This is a genomic window from Pseudarthrobacter sp. MDT1-40-2 (assembly GCF_059383595.1).
In genome coordinates this window covers 39,000-59,052 of the sequence record NZ_JBWZCL010000006.1, presented here as the reverse complement: position 1 = coordinate 59,052, position 20,053 = coordinate 39,000, and the positions used below count along the sequence as shown (strand labels likewise).

General features: G+C 64.4%; 18 protein-coding genes. 9 read left to right on the top strand and 9 right to left on the bottom strand.

Annotated features, from left to right (window positions below; all coding sequences use genetic code 11):
• Nucleotides 1-107 precede the first annotated feature (107 nt).
• Together AC50X5_RS15270 and AC50X5_RS15265 are read right to left on the bottom strand one after the other, a co-directional pair.
• Entirely contained in the window at nt 108-1,985 is a 1,878-nt protein-coding gene (locus tag AC50X5_RS15270) for a pectinesterase family protein (protein ID WP_494976920.1), read from the bottom strand.
• Nucleotides 1,985-3,355 (bottom strand): pectate lyase family protein, encoded by a 1,371-nt coding sequence (locus tag AC50X5_RS15265; protein WP_494976919.1) that lies wholly within the window; start codon nt 3,353-3,355, stop codon nt 1,985-1,987. Before AC50X5_RS15265 ends, AC50X5_RS15270 begins: the two co-directional genes overlap by 1 nt.
• A gap of 348 nt (nt 3,356-3,703) precedes the next feature.
• Here AC50X5_RS15265 and AC50X5_RS15260 point away from each other — a divergent pair, with 348 nt between their 5' ends.
• Nucleotides 3,704-3,955: a hypothetical protein gene (locus AC50X5_RS15260; RefSeq protein WP_494976918.1), complete on the top strand. Its 252-nt coding sequence runs from the start codon at nt 3,704-3,706 to the stop codon at nt 3,953-3,955.
• Nucleotides 3,956-4,047: 92 nt separating this feature from the next.
• On the opposite strand, the gene AC50X5_RS15255 is transcribed toward AC50X5_RS15260, so the two are convergent.
• On the bottom strand, nt 4,048-4,476 hold the full coding sequence (locus AC50X5_RS15255) for a universal stress protein (RefSeq protein ID WP_463936922.1): 429 nt from the start codon (nt 4,474-4,476) through the stop codon (nt 4,048-4,050).
• 220 nt (nt 4,477-4,696) lie between these two features.
• Here AC50X5_RS15255 and AC50X5_RS15250 point away from each other — a divergent pair, with 220 nt between their 5' ends.
• Complete coding sequence (locus tag AC50X5_RS15250; protein WP_494976917.1) at nt 4,697-5,104, top strand: rhodanese-like domain-containing protein; 408 nt, start codon at nt 4,697-4,699, stop codon at nt 5,102-5,104.
• Nucleotides 5,105-5,267: 163 nt separating this feature from the next.
• Here the strand turns inward: AC50X5_RS15250 and AC50X5_RS15245 are convergent, their stop codons facing one another.
• Genes AC50X5_RS15245 through AC50X5_RS15235 form a run of 3 tightly spaced genes read right to left on the bottom strand, consistent with a single transcriptional unit; the run spans nt 5,268 to nt 7,443 of the window.
• Entirely contained in the window at nt 5,268-5,672 is a 405-nt protein-coding gene (locus tag AC50X5_RS15245; RefSeq protein ID WP_494976916.1) for a RidA family protein, read from the bottom strand.
• On the bottom strand, nt 5,669-6,430 hold the full coding sequence (locus AC50X5_RS15240; RefSeq protein ID WP_494976915.1) for an IclR family transcriptional regulator: 762 nt from the start codon (nt 6,428-6,430) through the stop codon (nt 5,669-5,671). The genes AC50X5_RS15245 and AC50X5_RS15240 overlap by 4 nt, the downstream gene beginning before the upstream one ends.
• A complete protein-coding gene (locus AC50X5_RS15235; protein WP_494976914.1) occupies nt 6,427-7,443 on the bottom strand; it encodes a sugar kinase in 1,017 nt (338 codons plus the stop codon). Before AC50X5_RS15235 ends, AC50X5_RS15240 begins: the two co-directional genes overlap by 4 nt.
• Before the next feature lie 172 nt (nt 7,444-7,615).
• Between AC50X5_RS15235 and AC50X5_RS15230 the strand changes: the two genes are divergently transcribed.
• From AC50X5_RS15230 to AC50X5_RS15215, 4 genes are read left to right on the top strand one after another with little or no spacing between them, the layout of a single operon-like run.
• Entirely contained in the window at nt 7,616-8,968 is a 1,353-nt protein-coding gene (locus AC50X5_RS15230; RefSeq protein ID WP_494976913.1) for a type III PLP-dependent enzyme domain-containing protein, read from the top strand.
• Between the two features lie 9 nt (nt 8,969-8,977).
• Nucleotides 8,978-10,633 (top strand): N-acyl-D-amino-acid deacylase family protein, encoded by a 1,656-nt coding sequence (locus AC50X5_RS15225; RefSeq protein WP_494976912.1) that lies wholly within the window; start codon nt 8,978-8,980, stop codon nt 10,631-10,633.
• Entirely contained in the window at nt 10,630-11,265 is a 636-nt protein-coding gene (locus AC50X5_RS15220) for a bifunctional 4-hydroxy-2-oxoglutarate aldolase/2-dehydro-3-deoxy-phosphogluconate aldolase (RefSeq protein WP_494976911.1), read from the top strand. Before AC50X5_RS15225 ends, AC50X5_RS15220 begins: the two co-directional genes overlap by 4 nt.
• A 12-nt stretch (nt 11,266-11,277) precedes the next feature.
• On the top strand, nt 11,278-12,669 hold the full coding sequence (locus tag AC50X5_RS15215) for a GntP family permease (protein ID WP_494976910.1): 1,392 nt from the start codon (nt 11,278-11,280) through the stop codon (nt 12,667-12,669).
• A 139-nt stretch (nt 12,670-12,808) separates the two neighbouring features.
• On the opposite strand, the gene AC50X5_RS15210 is transcribed toward AC50X5_RS15215, so the two are convergent.
• Nucleotides 12,809-14,461 (bottom strand): thiamine pyrophosphate-binding protein, encoded by a 1,653-nt coding sequence (locus AC50X5_RS15210; RefSeq protein ID WP_494976909.1) that lies wholly within the window; start codon nt 14,459-14,461, stop codon nt 12,809-12,811.
• A 17-nt stretch (nt 14,462-14,478) separates the two neighbouring features.
• A complete protein-coding gene (hisC, locus tag AC50X5_RS15205; RefSeq protein WP_494976908.1) occupies nt 14,479-15,564 on the bottom strand; it encodes a histidinol-phosphate transaminase in 1,086 nt (361 codons plus the stop codon).
• A gap of 303 nt (nt 15,565-15,867) precedes the next feature.
• On the opposite strand from hisC, the gene AC50X5_RS15200 reads away from it, so the two are divergent.
• A complete protein-coding gene (locus AC50X5_RS15200; protein WP_494976907.1) occupies nt 15,868-17,277 on the top strand; it encodes an amino acid permease in 1,410 nt (469 codons plus the stop codon).
• On the opposite strand, the gene AC50X5_RS15195 is transcribed toward AC50X5_RS15200, so the two are convergent.
• Complete coding sequence (locus AC50X5_RS15195) at nt 17,270-17,737, bottom strand: Lrp/AsnC family transcriptional regulator (protein ID WP_494976969.1); 468 nt, start codon at nt 17,735-17,737, stop codon at nt 17,270-17,272. The genes AC50X5_RS15200 and AC50X5_RS15195 overlap by 8 nt on opposite strands.
• 329 nt (nt 17,738-18,066) lie before the next feature.
• On the opposite strand from AC50X5_RS15195, the gene AC50X5_RS15190 reads away from it, so the two are divergent.
• Together AC50X5_RS15190 and AC50X5_RS15185 are read left to right on the top strand one after the other, a co-directional pair.
• The gene (locus AC50X5_RS15190) at nt 18,067-18,918 is read left to right on the top strand and encodes a phosphatidylinositol-specific phospholipase C/glycerophosphodiester phosphodiesterase family protein (RefSeq protein WP_494976906.1); all 852 of its coding nucleotides are present in this window, start codon (nt 18,067-18,069) and stop codon (nt 18,916-18,918) included.
• A gap of 29 nt (nt 18,919-18,947) precedes the next feature.
• On the top strand, nt 18,948-20,012 hold the full coding sequence (locus tag AC50X5_RS15185) for a metallophosphoesterase family protein (protein WP_494976905.1): 1,065 nt from the start codon (nt 18,948-18,950) through the stop codon (nt 20,010-20,012).
• The last annotated feature ends 41 nt before the right edge of the window (nt 20,013-20,053 follow it).

Genomic DNA, 20,053 nt, shown 5'->3' with positions numbered 1-20,053 from the left:
TCAGCACTAACTCAACGCGACTCCGCAGGATGAAGCCCATGCGTATGCAGCACGTGCGAAGGGCCCGGCACCCCCACGGGAACCGAGCCCTTCGCGCGCATCAGAACCTACGCCACCGCGATCGGCACCACGCTGCAGTCCGCCGTCGTACCAGCCAGCTGGGGAGCCCAGCCGTCGGTTCCCTGCAGATAGTTCCTGACCGTGAAGTTGCCGGCCTCGGATTCTGGCAGCTGCGGACGGTCCGCCGTAACCTGCGCGCCGGGCCCGCGGTTGTTGTATTCGTGGAACCGGGCCTCGCGCCAGGAGAACCCGCTCATATCCGTCCACGGTGTGCCGGAGATGTGTGCGCCCAACCAGGAGTCGCGGAACAGAACCTGAGCCACCGCGTTGACGTCACCGCTGGGATGCCACGGCCGGCCCAGGTTGACGCTCCCCCTAGCGGCATCCGATACCAAGCGGCACCCGTCAAACAAGTAACCGTAGGGAATGGACAGGTCCACACTGCCCGCCGTCACGTAGCCGTTATTCGTGGTCGAGCCGCGGTCCAGGGACTTGATTTCACAGCCGCTGAACACAGCGGTGCCACGGCCGAAAATGAAATCAACGTCGCCCTCCAGATAGCAGCCGTCGAAAAGGAACCGCGCTTGAACGCCGGTGTTCGGTGAGTTCACCAGCAGTGTGTCCTGGTTGCCCAGCAGCCGAACGTTGCTCAGCAGGGAGCGGTCCGCGGTGATGTGCAGCGCCACGGCCTGACGGTCCTTCAGGTGCATATTGGCCGCTTCGTCGAAATCGTTGCTGAACGTCAGGTTCCGGGCCACGAAATCCTGCCCGTCGATCCGGACCGAGGCGCTGCCCGAGGTTCCGAAGTTGCCGGTACCGTCCGGCTTGGCCGTGCCCGAGGCGTTGTTGAACACAACCACGACGTCTTCGGGCCGGTCGCCCTGCCCGATGAACGAGACCCGGGGCTTGTTGCTGGACACCCGAACAGCTTCCCGATAGGTGCCCGGCTGGATCCGGATGATGGTCCGCCGGGAGTTGTTGGACGGAACCGAGTCGACGGCGGCCTGGACCGTGGTGAACGTCTTGCCCGGGCCGACGTCGAGCGTTACCGGAACATCGATGGGACGCTCCGCCGGCCAGTACATGTCCAGCAGCGGTTCCACACCGCCGTCGAGGTTCCGGAAGTAGCCCGGCGGGGCGATCTGCTTGGCCTGAAGCTCGCGTGCCACGAGCCGGGCCACCGCCACGGCCCCGGTGGCTTGGAAGTGCGTGTTGTCCTCGGAGCCTTTGGGGTACTGCGGGTGCTCCCAGGGGGCCAGGAACAGGAAATGCTTCTTGGTCTCTTCCGGCCCCAGTTCCTGCCACAGCGCCTTGGATGACACGGTCAGGTCCACCAGCGGAGTTCGGGAGGACTCCGCCAGTTCCCGCACCGCCTGCGGGTACGCACCATGCGAATCACGGGCGTTTCCGAAGGCGTCAAAACGGCGGCGTTCCACCGGTGTCACCAGCACGGGCTTGCCGCCGCGGGCCTTGGCGCCGTCCACGTACCGGCTCAGGTACTCCTTGAACGTGGTGTCCGGGAGGGTGCCGCGGGCGGGGTCTTCCACTTTCTCGTCGTTGTGCCCGAACGAGATCAGCAGGTAATCGCCCCGCTGCATCAAAGTCAGGACCCGGTCCAGCAGGCCGGCGTCGGCAAAGCTTTTGGAGGAGGCACCGGACCACGCGTAGTCGTAGACGGATGCCTGTGGCCCGAGCAAAAGCGGCAATGCCTGTCCCCACCCGGCACGCGGGCGCTCGGACTGCTGGTAGGCCGACGACGTCGAATCACCCACCACGAACACCACCGGTTTGGTGCGTGGTTTCGTGGGGTCGTTTGCGGCCTGGGTAAAGGCATTCGCCATGCCCGTCCCCGAGAAGGTTACGGTTCCCGCGGTAATTGCCAGGGAGGTCAGGATGCTGCGGCGGCTGGGTAGGAACGCTGCCATCAGTTCTGCCCCCCTGCAGTGAAGATGGGGCCGGTGGAGTTGTTCAGCAGCCCGGGCACAGCCTGCGCCGGGGCCACCTTGGTGCTGCGCAGCGTCGGCGTCCAGGAGGTATCCTCGGCCAGCTGGTTCTCCGGCGAGGCGGCTGCGTTGTACACGGCGCGAAGGTCATTGATCTTGCCGTTCACGGTGTTGGCAATGGTAGTGATCGCGGTGCCCTTGTAGCGGCCGATGATGGTGGCGGGATCAATGGTCGCGGGGAGCGTAAAGGCGTTTGCCTCGGCGTAGATGTGGGAATCAGAGCCGGCGCCCAGGGTGTAGCCGTAGGGAATGGTGCTGTCCCCGGTCACCTTAAAGTGGTTGTTGTACACGTCCACCTGGCCGAAGCGGACGCGCGGGGCTCGCTGGCCCACGTTCTCGAACACGTTGTGGTGGATGGTGACGCGCAGCTTGCCGGGGTCGCCACGGTTGATGTTGTCTGTGGACCCGATCAGGAGCAGCTTGTCGTGGTCCGCGAAGCGGTTATAGGACATGGTCACCAGGTCCGAGCCGTTGGTGACGTCCACGGCGCCGTCGTGCACCTGGAACGGGCGGCCGAAGTAGAGCGGCTGGTTGCTGTCCAAATTGGGGGCGTCGGTGAACTCTGAGTGGTCCACCCAGACGTTGGTGGCTCCATTGATGATCTGGAGCATGTCGTATTCGCTGTTCCAGTTGCCCTCGGACCCGTCGGTGGGATCCCAGGACGGGAAGCAGTCGTGGGCGTCCCGGACAGTGAGGTTGCGGAAGATCACGTTGTTGGCGGCAGAGACGCGCATCGCCGCACCGGTGATGGTGCTGTCCGGGGTCGCGCCCACAAGGGTGGTGTTGCTGGGAATGTCCAGCCGGATGTTTGCGGCCTGCTTGCCGGCGGCAGCGCGCCGGGCGGTTTCCTGCGGGCCGGCGGGCGCCTTTCGGCCATACGTTGCCGGATCAAATGCCGTGAGGTACTGCTGAAGGCTGTAGCCGGTGCCCTCCACGTAGTTTTCGCAGCTCATCTGTGCACCGTCCGCCGTGGTGTTGGCGTCGATGGTCCCGTGGACGCGGACAATCTTGGGCTGGGTACCCGCGGCTGCGAAAGCTGCCTTCAACTCGGCCTTGGTAGAGACGTCATAGATATGAGCATCTGCTGCTGCCGAACCGCCGGTGGTGCCTGCTCCTGCGGAGGCCCAGCCGTTGCCAGGTGCCAGGACCTGGCGTTCCAGGGCAGTCTGCGCCGTCTGCGCCGCGGGGCCTGAACCTGGGTTGGGGGCAGCACCCGCGGGAACTGTCATGAGCAGCGATCCGGCCACGGCAATGGCGGCGGACATGGACAAGGAGGTACCGCGTTTTCGCATGTTCTCTCTTCCGTCTTTGGAATCAACCACGCTCCGGTCCGGCGGCGACTATGACGCCGGTCACTACGGAAGCGTTCTGAAGGAGACTATCCAGAAAACGGTTTCTGGGCAAGGGGTGTTCGCCGGCAAGGGTGGCGGGCCACTCGCGTAAAGTTCAGAGTGCAAAATGTGTGGGCCTGAATCGGCAGGGATTAACCTGGATTAGTGCGCAGGCCGTGTTGGGCGCATGGCTCATGGGAGTCATACCGGTGATTCAGGTGGCCCACGCTTTTGCCCGGCAGTGAACGGGACAGGACCGGCGCGCCCGAGGCCATTGACCGGCTCCAGTCCAACGGTCACCATGAGACTATGAGCGACTCTGGAGCCGGCACCGCAAGTAACCCCTTGGGCAATGAGGACGACGACGCCGTGGAGGAGGTTGACATCGCTGAGACGGTTGAAAGCATTGCAGAAGACGTCCGCGAAGACATCAAACTCGGCCACATCGAGGACGACGTAAGCCATGTCCTCGAGGAACGCTTCGAGAAGGCAGGCATTGAGCTGCGGCCCGAAGAAGTCGACGATCTGGCAGAGGAAATCGAGCGGGACGCGTCGACGTAGTTCCTATGGGGGCGACGGCGGCACTTGGCGAAGTGCCGCCGTCGAAAGGTGGCTCTGAAGCGTCGGCCCTATCCGGTCAGCGGGCTCAACCGCTATTCGGTGTCGTAGGTGTTGGCGATATAAACATCGCAAGGGGCGTTGTGGGCCACACTGTTGGCGACGCTTCCCAGGAGCCGGCCAATGCCGCGCATCCTGCGGTTGCCCACCACGATCAACCGGGCATCCAGGCGCATGGCTTCCTTGATGAGCGCTTCAGCCGGTTTGCCTCGCGTGGCGGAGTGGGTGATTTCCAGCCCTTCGCCGACGGCCTTGGCCAGCCTCTTGGCTACCATTTCCGCGCTGTCAGCATTGGAAATCTTGACTTGGTCCGATCCGCTGCCGAAGGTCTCGGCGCGCTCGATGTCGAAGGCAGTCACCACGTGGAGGGAGGCCCCCAACGACGCGGCCAAACCACCTGCAGTCTCCGCGGCCTTCATGGCCGATTCGCTGCCATCGACCCCTACAACGACTACTCCACTCATTGGTGTTGCTCCTTTGCTCTTGCCTGCTCTTGCCATGTGATAGGCGGCCCGGGGCCGACCAGGGGACAGACTCAAGGTACCGTCCAGGGGACAGACTTAAGGTACCGGACTGAGTTGATGAAGTCCTCGTCAGGATCCGGCCTTATGATGGTCTCCCCAAACCCCCTTCGGCCGGAACGTGGCCGGTGCCCCATCGGAATCGCCGCAGGACAGGATACTCGTGACTACTGACCCAACCGCCTACTTCCGTGCCAAACTGCAGTTCGAAATCGACGTGATGGACGTTGCGGAAAAGCTGCCCTCAGGCGGGTTTGTGCTGGTTGACACCCGAAGGCGGGCTTCGTGGGATCACGGCCACATTCCCGGGGCAGTCCACCTGCCCACCGCGGAGATCGAATCCCGCGCGCCGGAGCTGGTTCCCGCAGGAACTCCGGTGGTGGTTTACTCCTGGGGTCCGGGCTGCAATGGCAGCACGTTCGCTGCTCTGGCTTTCGCTGCTCTTGGCTACCCGGTACGGGAAATGATCGGCGGCGTCGAATACTGGGCGCGCAACGGTCTGCCGCTGGAGACCGTTTCAGGCGTCAGTCCCGGGCGATCGGACCCACTGGTGACGGCCCATAAGGCATAACACCTGCCACAAGCACCCAGAACCCCTTAACGCCCGACGGCGGCACTGCGCTGAGTGCCGCCGTCGGGCGTTGCCGCCGTTTCGATGGTTCCCTGCCCACTCGATGTCCGGGGACGTCGTGTGCGCAGGGAACCATCGAACCGGGCACGGGCGCTGGGGGAAACTAGCCCGTCACGGCCAGGGCGTCGATCTCCACCAGCATTACCTCGTGCGGGAGGTCTACGAAGACCGTGGTGCGGCTGGGGAGCTGGCCGCTGGGGACGTTTTCACGGATGAATTCGCCGTAGACCTCGTTCATGGCCGGGAAGTCATCGCGGGTGGTCAGGTAGACGCGGAACATCAGCACGTCTTCAACTGAAGAACCGCCGGCCTCCAGGATGGCCTTGACGTTTTGCAGGGTGCGGCGGGTCTGGACGCGGACGTCGCCGTCGCCGATGTACTGGTTGGTGGCCGGATCCATGGGGCCCTGCCCGGAGACCTGGAACATGCCGCCCTTTTTGATGCCCTGGGAGAAGACGTGTGCGGGGGCGGGGGCGTTGTCAGTCAGTACAATTTCTTTTTCACTCATGATGAGGTCCTTTCGTGGCTGATCCAGCCGAGGTCACGCGAGATGGCCTCGGTGCTGGCTTTGAGGTCCGGCAGCAGCTCCAGCAGTCCTTCGTAGCTGAGCATCACCACCGGTACCGAACAGGAAGCTGCGGCCACAACGGCGCCGCTGGCATCGCGGATGGGCGCGGCGATGCAGTGCACAAAAGCCTCGTGCTCGGCGTTGTCGTGGGCCCAGCCCTGCATCCTGACCTGCTCCAGTTCGGCCAGCAGGGCCTCCGGCGAGGTCAGGGTGTTTTCGGTAACTTTGACGTAGTCCAGGTCCGCGGCAATGCGTTCCTGGCGGCTGCGGGGCATATCTGCCAGCAGTACTTTAGAGACAGCCGCGGAGTGCAGGGACGCCGTGAGGCCGATCCGCGAGTACATCCGGACAGGATGGTGGGATTCGAATTTGTCGATGTACACCACCTCTTTGCCCTCGAACTCGGCAAGGTGCACGGTGTGTCCGGTACGGCCGTTCAGCTCGGCCAGGTGCGGGCGGGCCACCGCGCGGATATCCCGCTGTTCCAGGGCCAGGGAAGAGAGTTCGAACAGCTTGGGGCCGAGGCGGAAGCGCTGGTCCTCATCCCGGACCACAAATCGCTTCTCCTCCAGGGCATGCAGCAACCGCATCACGGTGGTCTTGTGCACGGACGCGTTGGAGGCAAGTTCGTCCAGGCTGGCCGGCTTGGCCGCCAGTTCGGCAAGCAGGTCCATGGCCCGCATCAGGCTTTGGCTCACGGCGCCACGCTCCGGTCTTTGGTGTCGAAGTGCCCGGCGGACACATGGATGCCGGCCCACTGGACATCCGTGGATTCAAGGATGGCAGAAAGTTGGGCGGCCCCGGGCAACGGACCGCGGTCACCGTGCACCGTGAGTGTGCAGGCGGCAGCCACATGGCCGCGGCGCAGGCTCGCTTTCTGGTCGAGCCCATAGAGCATGCCGCTGAGGTAGCCGGCGGCAAACGAATCGCCTGCCCCCACTGGTTCCAGCACGTCAACCGACAGGGCCGGAACCTCTGCCCGGCTTCCGTCCCGTTGCAGTGCGATGGCACTGATGGCCTCGTTCTTGATCACCAGAACTGCCGGATCGGGCATCAGGCGGCGGAGTTCGGCCTCATCGGTGGTACCGAAGGCATGTTCAGCCTCGTCCTTGCCCACCAGGACGACGTCCGCCAGGTTGGCCAGGCGCTGCAGGACGGAGCGGTCCCGGCCCTCCCACAGAGCCGGGCGCCAATTGACGTCGAAACTGATCAGCCGGTCCTCCCGGGGAGCTGCCAGGATGGTTTCGGTCAGCTCGAGGCAGCCGGCCGAGAGCGCGGCGGTGATGCCGCTCAGATGGATGAGGGCGGCGCGCTCGAGCAATCCGGCGACGGCGGGATTTGCCAGGGTGTCCGGACCCATGGCGGAGGCGGCGGAGCCCTGACGGTAGTACAGGACCGAGCTGCCGCCGTCGGGATCAGATTCCTGGGCCGGGACCTTCACATACAGGCCGGTGGGCAGATCCGGGTCGACCTCGACTCCGGTGATGCCAACACCGTGGCCGCCGAGTTCGTCAAGGATCCGGATACCGAAGCCGTCCTTGCCAACCCGGCCTACCCAGTGTGAGTCCAGGCCCATGGCGGCCAACCCCATGGCGACGTTCGACTCCGCACCACCCACACCACAATGCAGCTCCGTGGCCAGGTGCAGTGGAACTGTTTCCACCGGGGTGAGCATGGCCATCGTTTCGCCCATGCATACAGCTGAAAGCATGTGTCTCCCGCACTCACTCTTGCGCTTTTCAGCGGCAGTTTCTGCAGGCCGGGGAAGGAGATTTCCTCGGCCGGGAAATGGCCGGCCGGACATATCCCGGCCTTGACTCCCAATCCTGCACCATGTTAGACATATCACCAACAGGTTTGCAACCCGCGTTGCAAAATACGCAATGCAGCGAATTGCCCACCATGAAGGGAACGAACTGGTGAATACCTCCATGCCCGACGCCGGAGCAACAGTCCCTGCCATTGCGGCAGACGCTGTGGCCCGTCTTGCAGACGTGCGGCTCGACTGGCGGCACAAGGCCGTGCCCGCCGCCGCCCACGGCACCAGCCACCGGGACTTCCTCGCCGGCAAGCCCTCCCTCGCGGACCTGCAGACGCCGCTCCTTACCCTCGATGCCACGGCGCTCCGATCCAACGCGGACCGCCTGGCCGGTTGGTGTGCAGAACACAACGTCCTGCTGGCACCGCACGGCAAAACCACCATGGCCCCGCAGCTCTGGGCCGAACAGCTGGACCGCGGCGCCTGGGGCATCACCGTGGCCAACTTCGCCCAACTCCGGGTGGGCCGCGAGTTCGGCGTCCGCCGGCTCCAGCTGGCCAACAGCCTCACCGACCCTCATGCAATCGAGTGGGTCGCCTCGGTCATCGGGCCGGATCAGACCGTCCTGTCCTGGGTGGATTCCACCGGCACGGTGGACGTCATCAACCGCACCCTCGAAGCCGCCGCCAGCGGCGCCGTCCTGGACGTCCTGGTGGAGCTGGGCGGCATGGGTGGCCGCACCGGAGCCCGAGGTGTTGACGCCGCACTCGAAGTAGCCCGCGCCGTCGCTGTCTCCCCGCATCTGCGGCTCGTGGGCGTGAGCGGCTACGAAGGGTCGCTTGCCCACACAGCCGAGGCCGGGGCGCTCGCCGCCGTCCGCGGTTACCTGAACCAGATGCGCCAGCTCCACGAACAGCTCCTGGCCGACGGCCTCTACGGCACGGACCAGATCATCCTGACTGCCGGCGGCAGCGCCTACTTCGACGATGTGGTTGACGTGCTTTCGCCCTGCATCAGCGCCAACGTGCAGCTGATGATCCGCAGCGGCGCCTACATCATCCACGACGACGGTTTCTACCGCGGCATCTCACCGTTCTCCCGCCACGGCGGCCAGCCGTTCCGGGCCGGGATGCATGGTTGGGCTCGCGTGGTATCCCAGCCGGAACCCGGCCTCGCCATTCTCGATGCCGGCAAGCGGGACCTCCCCGTGGACGAGGGCCTGCCCCGCCCGCAGCTGATCGGCCCCGCCCTGGGCGGGCTCATGACTGCCCTCGAAGGCGCCACCGTCACCGCCGTCAATGACCAGCACTGCTTCATGGCGTTCGACGCCGGTACCACCACGGTGCGCCCCGGTGACGTAGTGCGCCTTGGCCTTTCACACCCCTGCACGGCCTTCGACAAGTGGACACTGATCCCGGTACTGGCCGACGCAGAAAAGGGCCAGACCGTCGTCGACCTCATCCACACCTTTTTCTAGGAGCACCGGATGAAAACACTCATCAGCAACGCCATCCTCATTGACGGCACAGGCGGGCCGCGGCGGAACGCCGACGTCCTGCTGGACGGGACCCGGATCGTGAAGATCGCCGACGCCGGAACCCTGGCTTTGGATGACGCTTCGCCGGAAGCGGACCGCACCATTGACGCCACGGGCCTGGTCCTGAGCCCCGGTTTTATCGACATGCATGCCCACTCCGACCTGCAGTTACTGGTGAACCCGGACCATTACGCCAAGCTCAGCCAGGGCGTCACCACCGAACTGCTGGGCCAGGACGGCCTGTCCTACGCCCCCGTAGATGATGCCACCCTGGCCGGGGTCCGGCAGAAGATCGCCGGCTGGAATGACAACCCCGATGATTTCGACTGGAACTGGCGCACGGTGGGGGAGTACCTTGACCGCCTCGACTCGGAGGACAAGGACGGCGCCAGGATTGCAACCAACGCCGCCTACCTGGTGCCGCAGGGCACAGTGCGGGCGCTGGTGATGGGCTTCAACGAAGGTGAGCCCACGGCCACACAACTGGAGCAGATGCAGGAGGTGGTCCGGGCCGGGATGGCAGAGGGCGCCGTCGGGATGTCCTCCGGATTGACCTACACCCCCGGGATGTACGCCACCACCGAGGAACTGGGTGCGCTGTGCACCACGGTGGGAGAGCTGGGTGGTTTCTACGCCCCTCACCACCGTTCCTACGGCAAAGGCGCACTGGGCGCGTATGCCGAGATGATCGGCCTGAGCCGGGACACCGGCTGCGCGCTGCACCTGTCCCACGCCACCATGAACTTCGCCGAAAACAAGGGCCGCGCCGGTGACCTTTTGGACCTCATCGACGAGGCACTGGATGAGGGCGTGGACATCACGCTGGACACCTACCCCTACCTGCCCGGCGCCACCACGCTCTCCGCGATCCTGCCCAGCTGGGCCTCCGCCGGCGGCACCGACGCCACCCTGCAGCGGCTGCGCGATCCGGAGGCGAAGGCCAGGATCCGCGAAAACGTGGAAATCTACGGCTCCGACGGCTGCCATGGCGTGGTGGCCGAATGGGACACGCTGGAAATCAGCGGCGTGCAAAACCCCGCGCTCGCCGGCTACGTGGGAAAAACCATCGCAGCCATTGCCGCCGCGGAAGGCCGCGAACCGTTTGATGTCTTCACCGGGATCCTTCTCGAAGACCGTTGCGGGACCGGCATCCTCCAGCACGTTGGCCATGAGGAAAACGTCCAGGCCATCATGGTGCACCGCACGCATACCGGCGGCAGCGACGGACTCCTGGTGGGCGGCAAACCGCACCCCCGCGCCTGGGGAACCTTCCCGCGCTACCTGGGCCACTACAGCCGCGAGCTGGGGCTGCTGAGCCTGGAAGAAACGGTCCACCACCTGACCGGCCGGCCTGCCGCGCGGCTCAAGCTGGACGGCCGCGGCCTGGTCCGTGAAGGCTTCGCAGCGGACCTTGTGCTCTTCGACCCGGAGACCGTCAGCGATACAGCTACCTTCGAAAACCCCCGCCAGGCAGCTGCCGGCATCCACTACGTCTTCGTCAACGGCACTCCGGCCATCGACGGCGGCCAACCCACCGGCGCCCGAGCCGGCCGGGCGCTCCGCCGCCACAGCGACGGACTCACCAGAACAGGAACCAGCGCATGACTCCCGAAGAATTCATCCGCCAGCTCGAGACAGACCGCACCCTCGCAGTCGTCCGAGCTCCCTCCATTCCGGACGCGGCAGAGCTCTGCCAGGCGCTGGCCGACGGCGGCATCCGCAGTGTGGAGTTGACGTTCACCACCCCGGACGTGCTCACCCACGTGAAGCGTGCGGCCGAGACGGCAGCGCAGCACGGTGCCGCCGTCGGAGTCGGAACGGTGCTTACCGCCGACCAGGCGCGGGCGGCGATCGATGCCGGCGCGCAGTTCCTGGTGACCCCGGGCCTGCGGCCGGATGTCGCCGCCGTGGCCGCGGCCGCCGGTATTCCCTTCAGCCTCGGCGCCATGACGCCCACTGAGGTGGCGCAGGCGCTGGACCTGGGTTCCGACGTCGTCAAAATCTTCCCGGCCCGGCAGCTCGGTCCGGTGTACCTGAAAGACCTCCAAGGCCCGTACCCGGGCATCCGGCTCCTGCCGTCCGGCGGCATTGACGCCTCCAACGCCAGGAGCTACCTCGACGCCGGTGCCACAGCTGTGTGCTGCGGAACCAGTGTTGTCCCACCAGCCGCAGTCGCCGCCGGCGACTGGACGGACATTTCGGCCAGGGCCGCCGCCTTCACCGGCGCCCTCAAGTAGAAAAGCAACCTCATGAATGAATTCCTGGACTGGCTGCGGAACGACACCGTTGGCCTGCTTGTCCTTGCAGGCACGGGCATTGCCCTGCTGCTGTACCTGATCATCAAGGTCAAGATCGAGCCGTTTATCGCCCTGGTGGGAACCAGTGTGGTGGTGGCGCTGCTCGGCGGCATCACCATCGAAGAACTGGTGGGATCGCCCACCAAGAGCGGTGACGCCCTGATTGAGAAGGGCTTCGCCGGAATCCTTGGGCACATCACCTTGATCATCGGCCTCGGTACCGTGCTCGGCGCGATCCTCGAACGCTCCGGCGGTGCGGAAGTACTGTTGGGCAAGCTCGTGAAGGTGTTCGGCGAAAAGGGCACCCCACTGGCCATGGGCATCACTGGCTTTGTGCTGGGTATCCCGGTGTTCTTCGACATCGGCATCTTTGTGCTGGCGCCGCTGGTCTACGTGGCCGCCATCCGTGGCGGGAAGTCCCTGGCGCTCTATGCACTGCCGCTCCTGGCCGGCCTCTCCGTGACACACGCCTTCCTGCCGCCGCACCCCGGCCCGGTGGCCGCCGCCGGCCTGTTCGGTGTGGAACTTGGCTGGATCATCCTGATGGGCCTGGCCTGCGGCATCCCTGCCTGGTTCGCCTCCGGCATTCTCTGGGGCACGTGGATCGGCAAGCGCGTGATGGTGGAAGTGCCTGAGGACCGGGTCATCCCCGAAGCTGAAGAAGCCAAGGGCCAGGAGCCGTCCATTGGTGTGGTCTCGCTGGCGATTGGGCTGCCCATGGTCCTGATCCTGGGCGCGACTTTCGGCAACGTGTTCCTGCCCGCGGGCACCCTTCGTGACGTCCTGGTGTTCTTCGGTAACCCTGCCATCGCGTTGACCGTTGCAGTGGGCCTGTCCATGTACCTGCTCGGAACCCGGCGGGGCATGACGGCGAAGGATCTGTCCGATCTCAGCTCCGCCTCGCTGAAGCCGGTGGGCATGATCCTGCTGGTGGTTGGTGCGGGCGCGTTCTTTGGCGCCGTGCTCTCAGCGACCGGTGTGGGCAAGGCCGTAGCTGACTCCCTGGCAACCGCCGGACTCCCGCTGATCCTCTCCGCCTACGTGATTGCCTGCGGCATGCGCATTGCCCAGGGCTCCGCCACGGTGGCCATCGTGACCACCGGCGGAATCCTGGCACCCGTACTCACCACCGGCGACTTTTCCCAGCCACAGCTGGCCCTGATCGCTATCGCCATCTCCTCCGGCTCGATCATCGCCAGCCACGTCAATGACGGCGGCTTCTGGATTATCGCCAAGTACTTCAACATGTCGGTCAAGGACACCCTGAAGACCTGGACCGTCCTGGAAACGGTGCTGTCGATGGTCGGCTTCGGCATGGCTGCGCTGCTGTACCAGTTCGTGTAGCCGCCGGCGCAACAAGGAAGGGCACGACGGCGGGAGGCTCCCGCCGTCGTGCCCTTCGCCGTTTCGATGGTTCCGTGCGCGCACGATGCTCGTAAACATCGAATGCGCACGGAACCATCGAAATGGGCGCGGGCGAGTGTTATGCGGGTGCCATGGCAGCCAGGATGGGCGCCATGCTTTCCTGCATGTATTCGGCCACTTCGCTTTGGGTGATGGCGACGTCGAGCACGAACAATCCCTCGGCGCCTGCGGCGAGCCATTCCTTCAGGACCTGAAGGTCAGTCAGCGATCTCATCTTGACTCCGTGCGCGCCCATCGCCCGTCCTATGGCGCTGAAGTCGACTTCCGGTATCTGCATGGCCGTGTCGTCGAGGCCCCGGGCCGCATACTGGTGGATTTCGGCACCATAGGCCGCATCATTGAAGACGACCATGACTCCACTGGAGATGGTGCGGACCGCGGTATCAAGGTCAGCCAGTGCCATCAGGGCGCCGCCGTCCCCGGCAACCAAAACCGTGATCCGGTCCGGCCGCACCACCGCCGCCCCCGCCGCCGCCGGAATGCCCAGGCCGATTGACTGGAAAGCTGTGCCCACCATCATGAGGCCTTGCGGGTCAGGTGCCTGGCAGTACATGGGGATCCAGCCACAGAAGTGGCCGCCGTCCTGAACGATGGTCCGTTCGGCAGGCAGGAGCGAATCGAGCTGTTGGGCGACAACGCGGGGATTCAGTCGGCCGTCGGCCGCAAATTCTTCTGCGGGTTGTTCGTCCGGGAAGGAAGCCAGGGCCACTTCCGGATGCCTGCTCCGCCAGCCATCAATCACGGGGGAGACTGCTGCCGTCAGCGACTGTGCCATTGATGCGGCATCAGACTGAACAAAGCAGGTGACCCTGGGGTTGGTAGGAGCGTGCAGTTCATCGATCTGCACAACCTCGGCTTTGTCTGAGAAGAGGGAACCATAACGGGTCTGGAAGGCGTTGAGGCTGGCGCCAACAACCAGGACGACGTCGGCTGTGCGCATGAGCTGCAGCGGCACACTCCGGGCAAAGCCTCCTGCGATGCCAAGGTCCCAGGGGGTTTCGAGGTAGTTGCGTGCCATCACCGAGGTGGCAAAGAGGGCACCAATCTTGTCACCCAATTCCACGAGGTGCGCGCCCGCGCCGGAGAGGACGGCGCCGTTGCCGGCCAGGATAAGCGGCCGCGTTGCCCGGTTCAGCAGCGCCGCAACACGGCTAACCATGACGGGATCCGGTGCTGTCCGGGGAACAGGCTCCTGCTCTGTTACTGGTTCCTGGGGTCCGGCGGGTTCGCTCGAGAGGTCATAGGGGATGGATAGAACTACGGGGCACCGGTCGCGGCGGGCCGTCGCCCAGGCTTCCTCGGCGAGGCGGGCGGCGTTTCCTGCAGCGACCGTAAGCGTGAGAACCCCCAGGCCCCGGGCGACCATCAGCTGGTCGATGTCCCAGGGCCGCGGCCCCGTGCTGGGGGCCTCGCCCACCACTACGATCATCGGTGTCCGTGCCTTCGCAGCTTCTGTCAGGGCGGTCAAAGCATTCGTGAAGCCTGCCCCGTAGGTCACTGTTGCCACAGCGATCTTGCCAGATGCCCGGTAGTAGGCATCTGCCATGGCCACAGTTCCGGCTTCATGCCGGGCACTGATGTACTGGAGGCCGCGGCTGGTGAGGTTGCTGGTGAAGAAGGCATTGCCGTTGCCCATCAGGCCAAATACGGCCTCAGTGTGCTGTGCGCAGACCTCCGCGACGACGTCGGATACGTTAAGGTGCTCAGTCAATGTCAATTCCTCTGTAGTCAAGGCAGCACAACTATCAAGCCGGCCGCCTGGCGGGCTACGTCCAGAACCCTGTCGTTAGCTTCCGGGGTTCCGATGGTTATGCGGATTCCTTCATCGGGAAAAGCCCGGATGGACAGGGCGTTCTCCTCGAACATGGCTGCCAGGGCGGACGTTCTCCCGCCGCTGTCAAGCCAAAGGAAATTGGCTTCGGACGGCATTACGGGAAGACCGGCGTCACGCAATGCGGAATACATGCGGCGGCGTTCGGCAACGAGAACATCGATCCGATCCTGGAGTTCGCCCTCCGCTTCCAGGGAAGCCAGTCCGGCCTGCTGGGCCAGTGCCGTGACACCGAACGGGACAGCAACCTTGCGGAGGGTGGTGACCAGCTCCGGCGCGCCGATGGCATAGCCAAGGCGCAATCCGGCGAGCCCGTAGGCCTTGGAAAAAGTGTGCAGGACTGCCACGTTGGGATATTTGCGGAACATGTCAATCCCGACGGCGGTGTCAGGGCTGCAATTGAAGTGAACGTAGGCCTCATCCAGCACCACCAGCACGTCCGAAGGAACCGACTGGATGAAGGTGTCCACTGCCTGCGCCCCAACAACAGTGCCTGTGGGATTGTTCGGGTTGCAGATGAAAATGACCTTCGTCCGCGGCGTCACTGCCGCGGCCATCGCAGGTAGGTCGTGGCCGCCGTCGGCTCCCAGCGGAATCGGCTGGGGTGTGGCGCCTGCTGCTGTGGTTAGAAGCGGGTACGCCTCGAAGGACCGCCAGGGGAACATCACGTAGTCGCCCGGGTTGGTGGCCGCGTGGATGATCTGGCTGGCAACCTCAACGGACCCGGCGCCGAGCGCCACGTTGTCCGGTGAAACTCCCCAGCGCCCCGCGATGGCACTGGTGAGGTCCTCGGCAGCCATCTCCGGGTAGAGATTGATGCTGGTTACGGCACCGGCGACGGCCGCGAGCACCGAGGGCAAGGGCGGATAGGGGTTCTCATTGGCGGAGAGTTTGAAGGCCTGAAGACCATCGATGTCCCGGGGAGTTTTTCCTTGGCGATAGGGAGGAAAATTCTCTAGTCCGGCGCGCTGCGGAATGTTCATGGTTCTCCTGGTGTGCGGAGTAGATGGGAGAATGGAGCGCAGGAGCGCTTGTTTTCCCGACAGTAAGTAGCGCTCATCACATGCACAAGCTGCATGGTCAGCGCCGGACAAACTGCTAGGAGTGACCTGCCTCACGCCGTTTCTGGTGCGCAAGCTGCTCACGTTCCATCCGGTGTGTTGCCTGCGCCCCTTTGAGTGACTAGCGTCACTCCCGGGCGCCCGCCGGGTGAATAACCGGCCGGCACCCCACCTTCCTTCGAGGCGGATCACACGTCCGCCTCCCGACTCTGATGAGGCATTTGCATGGACACTGCTGTTACTGCAACCACTGCTGCACCCCCTGATGGACGGCCCGGGCTGGGCCGGTCCATGAATTCACGCCAGCTGACCATGATGGGGTTGGGGAGCGCCATCGGTGCCGGGCTGTTCCTGGGGTCCGGCGTCGGCGTCCAGGCGGCAGGGCCGGCCGTGCTCCTCTCCTACCTGGTCGCGGGCACGCTCGTCATCATCGTGATGCAGGCCCTTGGCGAGCTGGCCGCAGCGAACCCCAGTTCGGGAGCATTCTCCGTCTACACACAGAAGGCCTTTGGAAAGACCGCCGGATCAACCGTCGGATGGCTTTGGTGGTTCCAGCTGGTTGTGGTGATTGCAGCCGAAGCCATAGGCGCCGCATCCCTCCTGGGATCCGTATTCCCGGGCCTGTCAGTATGGCTCCTGTCCCTGCTGTTTATCGGCGTCTTCTCCGTCATCAACGTCGCGGGCGTGAAGAACTACGGAGAGTTCGAGTTCTGGTTCGCCATCCTCAAGGTGGCCGCCATCATCTTGTTCCTCCTTATCGGCGCTGCCCTGATTTTCGGCTGGCTGCCCAATACAAATTCCCCCGGGCTGACCAACATCTTTGATAACGGCGGGTTCGCGCCGGCGGGCTGGCCCGGAATCGCTTCCGCGCTTCTCGTGGTGGTCTTTGCGTTCGGTGGAACGGAAATAGTCAGCGTCGCCGCAGCGGAAACAGCTGATCCCGTCCGCAGCGTAGGCAAGGCAATCCGCACGGTTGTCTGGCGGATCATGGTCTTCTACATCGGTTCACTTGCCATCATCGTGACCGTCGTGCCCTGGGATTCTGAAGAGCTCAATTCTCCGTTCGCCGCCGTCCTGGCTGTTGCCCGGATTCCGGGGGCGGAGACGGCAATCATTCTGGTGGCAGTCGTGGCCCTGCTTTCGGCGCTGAACGCCAACCTCTACGGTGCCTCGAGAATGATCTACTCGCTGGCTGAGCGCGGGGACGCGCCCAGGCTGCTGCTGCACCTCAACAAAGCGAAGGCGCCCGTCGTTGCTGTGCTGGTGTCGGTGGCGGTGGGGATTGTCTCCACCGTGCTGGAACTCTTCTTTCCGGAACGGATACTGCCGGCACTGCTGAACCTCGTGGGGTCAACCGTCCTTCTGGTGTGGGCATCGGTGCTTTTGTCCCAGTTCGTCCTTCGACGGCGCGCGGACCAGGCCGGCCAGGCCCTCACCTTGCGGATGCGGGCCTTTCCCTACCTGACCACCGCTGGCATGGTGATCCTCGGGGCCATCCTCATCCTGACCTGTTTCGATCCCGTTGCCAGGACGCAGCTCCTGTCCACCATTGCACTCACCGCGGGTATCGCCGTCGCCTGCAAGGTAGCGGCAGGTTCCCGCGGCAAGTCAGAACGGGATGTTGAGATCAGGTAGCCGCAGCCTCCAGGAGCGGCAGCGTCCTGCCCTGGAAATGGGTGTTCAGGACGATTACCGAGGATGAGCGAAGAATCGTTTTCGTCGCGATCATGGCATCAAGAACACGCTGCAGATCCGAATTGGACCGGGCAACGATGCGCACCATCAGGTCAAAACTCCCGGAAACAGTGTGTATCTCCATCAGTTCAGGAATTCTTGCGAGGACTGCGACCACTGCGTCGTGGCCCATGTCCTGATTGATCGTCAGCGAGCAAAAGGAGACTACCGGGAAGCCGAAGCGGGCCGGGTCCGGTTGCGGCACCCACGATTCGATGACGCCGTTCTCCACCATCTTGTCCAGCCGCGACTGGACCGTGGCGCGGGAGATCTTGAGAATCCGCGAAGCCTCCAGCACCGATGACCTCGGTGAGTCGGTAAAGAACCTTACAATTCTGGCATCCACACCGTCGACTGACACCACAGGCCTTACCTCCATTGGTAGTTCTGCCGCAGAATGCACGTTGCCCTGCTGAAAACGCGGCAATCTGCAAACTGCTTTCAGAGTGTAGTACGTCAGGCCTGTGCAGCACGAGCGGCAGCGAAAGCGAAGCGGACGACGGCGGGAGGTTCCGCCGTCGTCCGCTTTTTCTCGGCCGGGCCCGCAGCCAAGGGACACCTGCCGTTCACGGCGATGAAACCGCAGCGTCCCCGCTTGTTGGTCCATGGCTGGAAGGCTCTTCAGGCACCCTCCCGCCCGGCGCCGCAAATCCGGGTGGTGACCCCTGAGCTGCATCCGAGGAGAACTCTGTGTTCCTGAAAAGCGCCATTACCGTCCTTGTAGCCGTCACGTCGGTGACGGGAATCGCCGCCCCGGCAACCGCCGCCACCGCACCAAAGCCCGTGGTCCTGGGTCAGCCGCTTGCAGCCGCCCACGCCCACAACGACTATGAGCACGACCGTCCGCTCTTCGACGCCCTCGAACACGGTTTTACCAGTGTTGAAGCCGATGTCTGGCTGGTGGACGGCGAACTGCTGGTGGCGCACGACCTTGAAGACGTCCAGCCGGGCGTGACGCTGGAAAGCCTCTACCTGGATCCCCTCGAAGACCTGGTGCGCCAGCGGGGCCACAGTGTCTATCCGCAGTGGGACGGCAGCCTCCAGCTGCTGATCGACATCAAGAGCGAGGCCGAAACCACCTATGCCGCCATCGAGCAGGAACTCAGCGAACACCCGGCCATCATGAGCCGCTACAGCAATGGCAAGACCAAAACCGGACCGGTCACGGCGGTGGTGAGCGGAAACCGGCCCCTGGCCACCATGGAGGCGGCGGACAAGAGGTTCACGTTCTATGACGGCCGCTCCGGTGACCTCAACACCGGCATGTCCGCGCACCTGATGCCCCTGGTCAGTGACAACTGGACCAGGCTCTTCAGCTGGCAGGGCGTCGGACCAATGCCTGAGTCCGAGCGTGCCAAACTCCAGGCATACGTGGAAACCGCCCACGCCGCCGGCTACCGGGTCCGCTTCTGGGCCACCCCGGACCAGGCTGGCGCGGCCAGGGAGGCTGTGTGGACGGAGCTGCACAAGGCAGGAGTAAACCACATCAACACCGACGATCTCCCGGCGCTGGAACAGTTCCTCGCCGCCCGCACGCTGTAAGAGACCCCACCAGAAACAGGAGCACGTCCATGCGTTCTAAGACATTGAAAATCACGACGGCGGCGCTCGCCCTTGCGCTCGGCCTCCTGGCGTCGCAGCCCGCCAACGCAGCCGCGGAAGCCAAAGCATCCGGTGTGTCCACCAGCTCCACCGGCCAGGCTTTCACCTTCGGCGTCATTGGCGACATTCCCTACGGCGCGGCTGAAATCGCCAAGTTCCCGTCCCGCATCCAGGACATCAATGCAGATACCGCCCTGAAGTTCGTTGCCCACGTGGGCGACATCAAAAACGGTTCGACGGTCTGTTCGGATGAGTACTTCGCCTACATCCGGGCACAGTTCGACACCTTCGAGCACCCGCTGGTCTTCACCCCGGGCGATAACGAGTGGGTGGACTGCCACCGCCCCAACAACGGCGCCTACAACCCCCTCGAGCGGCTGGACAAGATCCGGGAGCTTTTCTTCGACGAGCCCGGGAAGACCTTGGGCGACATGATGCCGGTCAAGACCCAGGAGAGCCTTGGGCTTCCGGAAAACGTCCGCTTCACCCAGAACCGCGTCGCCTTCTCTGTGGTCAACATCCAGGGCAGCAACAATTCACTGCAGCCGTGGAGCGGCCTGGGAGAAGCAGCTCCCACGCCGGAGCAGCTCGCCGAAGTCCAGCACCGCACGGGTGCCGTCCTGGAACAGATCCGCAGCACGTTTGCCGACGCCGAACGCCGCAACGACCGCGCCGTGGTGCTGATGACCCAGGCGGACATGTTCGACCCGTCGTTGCTCGCCGCTGCCACTGCCGACCCCGAAATGGTCTCCGGATTCCGGGAGATTGTGGCTGCAATCATTGACGAAACCAACCGCTTCGACCGCCCGGTCTACCTCATCAACGGCGACAGCCACGTCTTCGCCGAGAACCGGCCGCTGTCTGAGGGCTCACCGTGGCTGGACGTCTACAAGCAGTCCGCCGCAGATGACCTGCAGCGCATCACGGTGGACGGCTCCGCCAACGCCACCAACTATGTCCGGTTCTCGGTGGCCGAAAACAATGCCAATGGCACGGACATCCTGACCTGGGAGAAGGTCCCCTTCAGCCAGTAAGGCACAGCGGCAGCGGACGACGGCGGGAGGTTCCGCCGTCG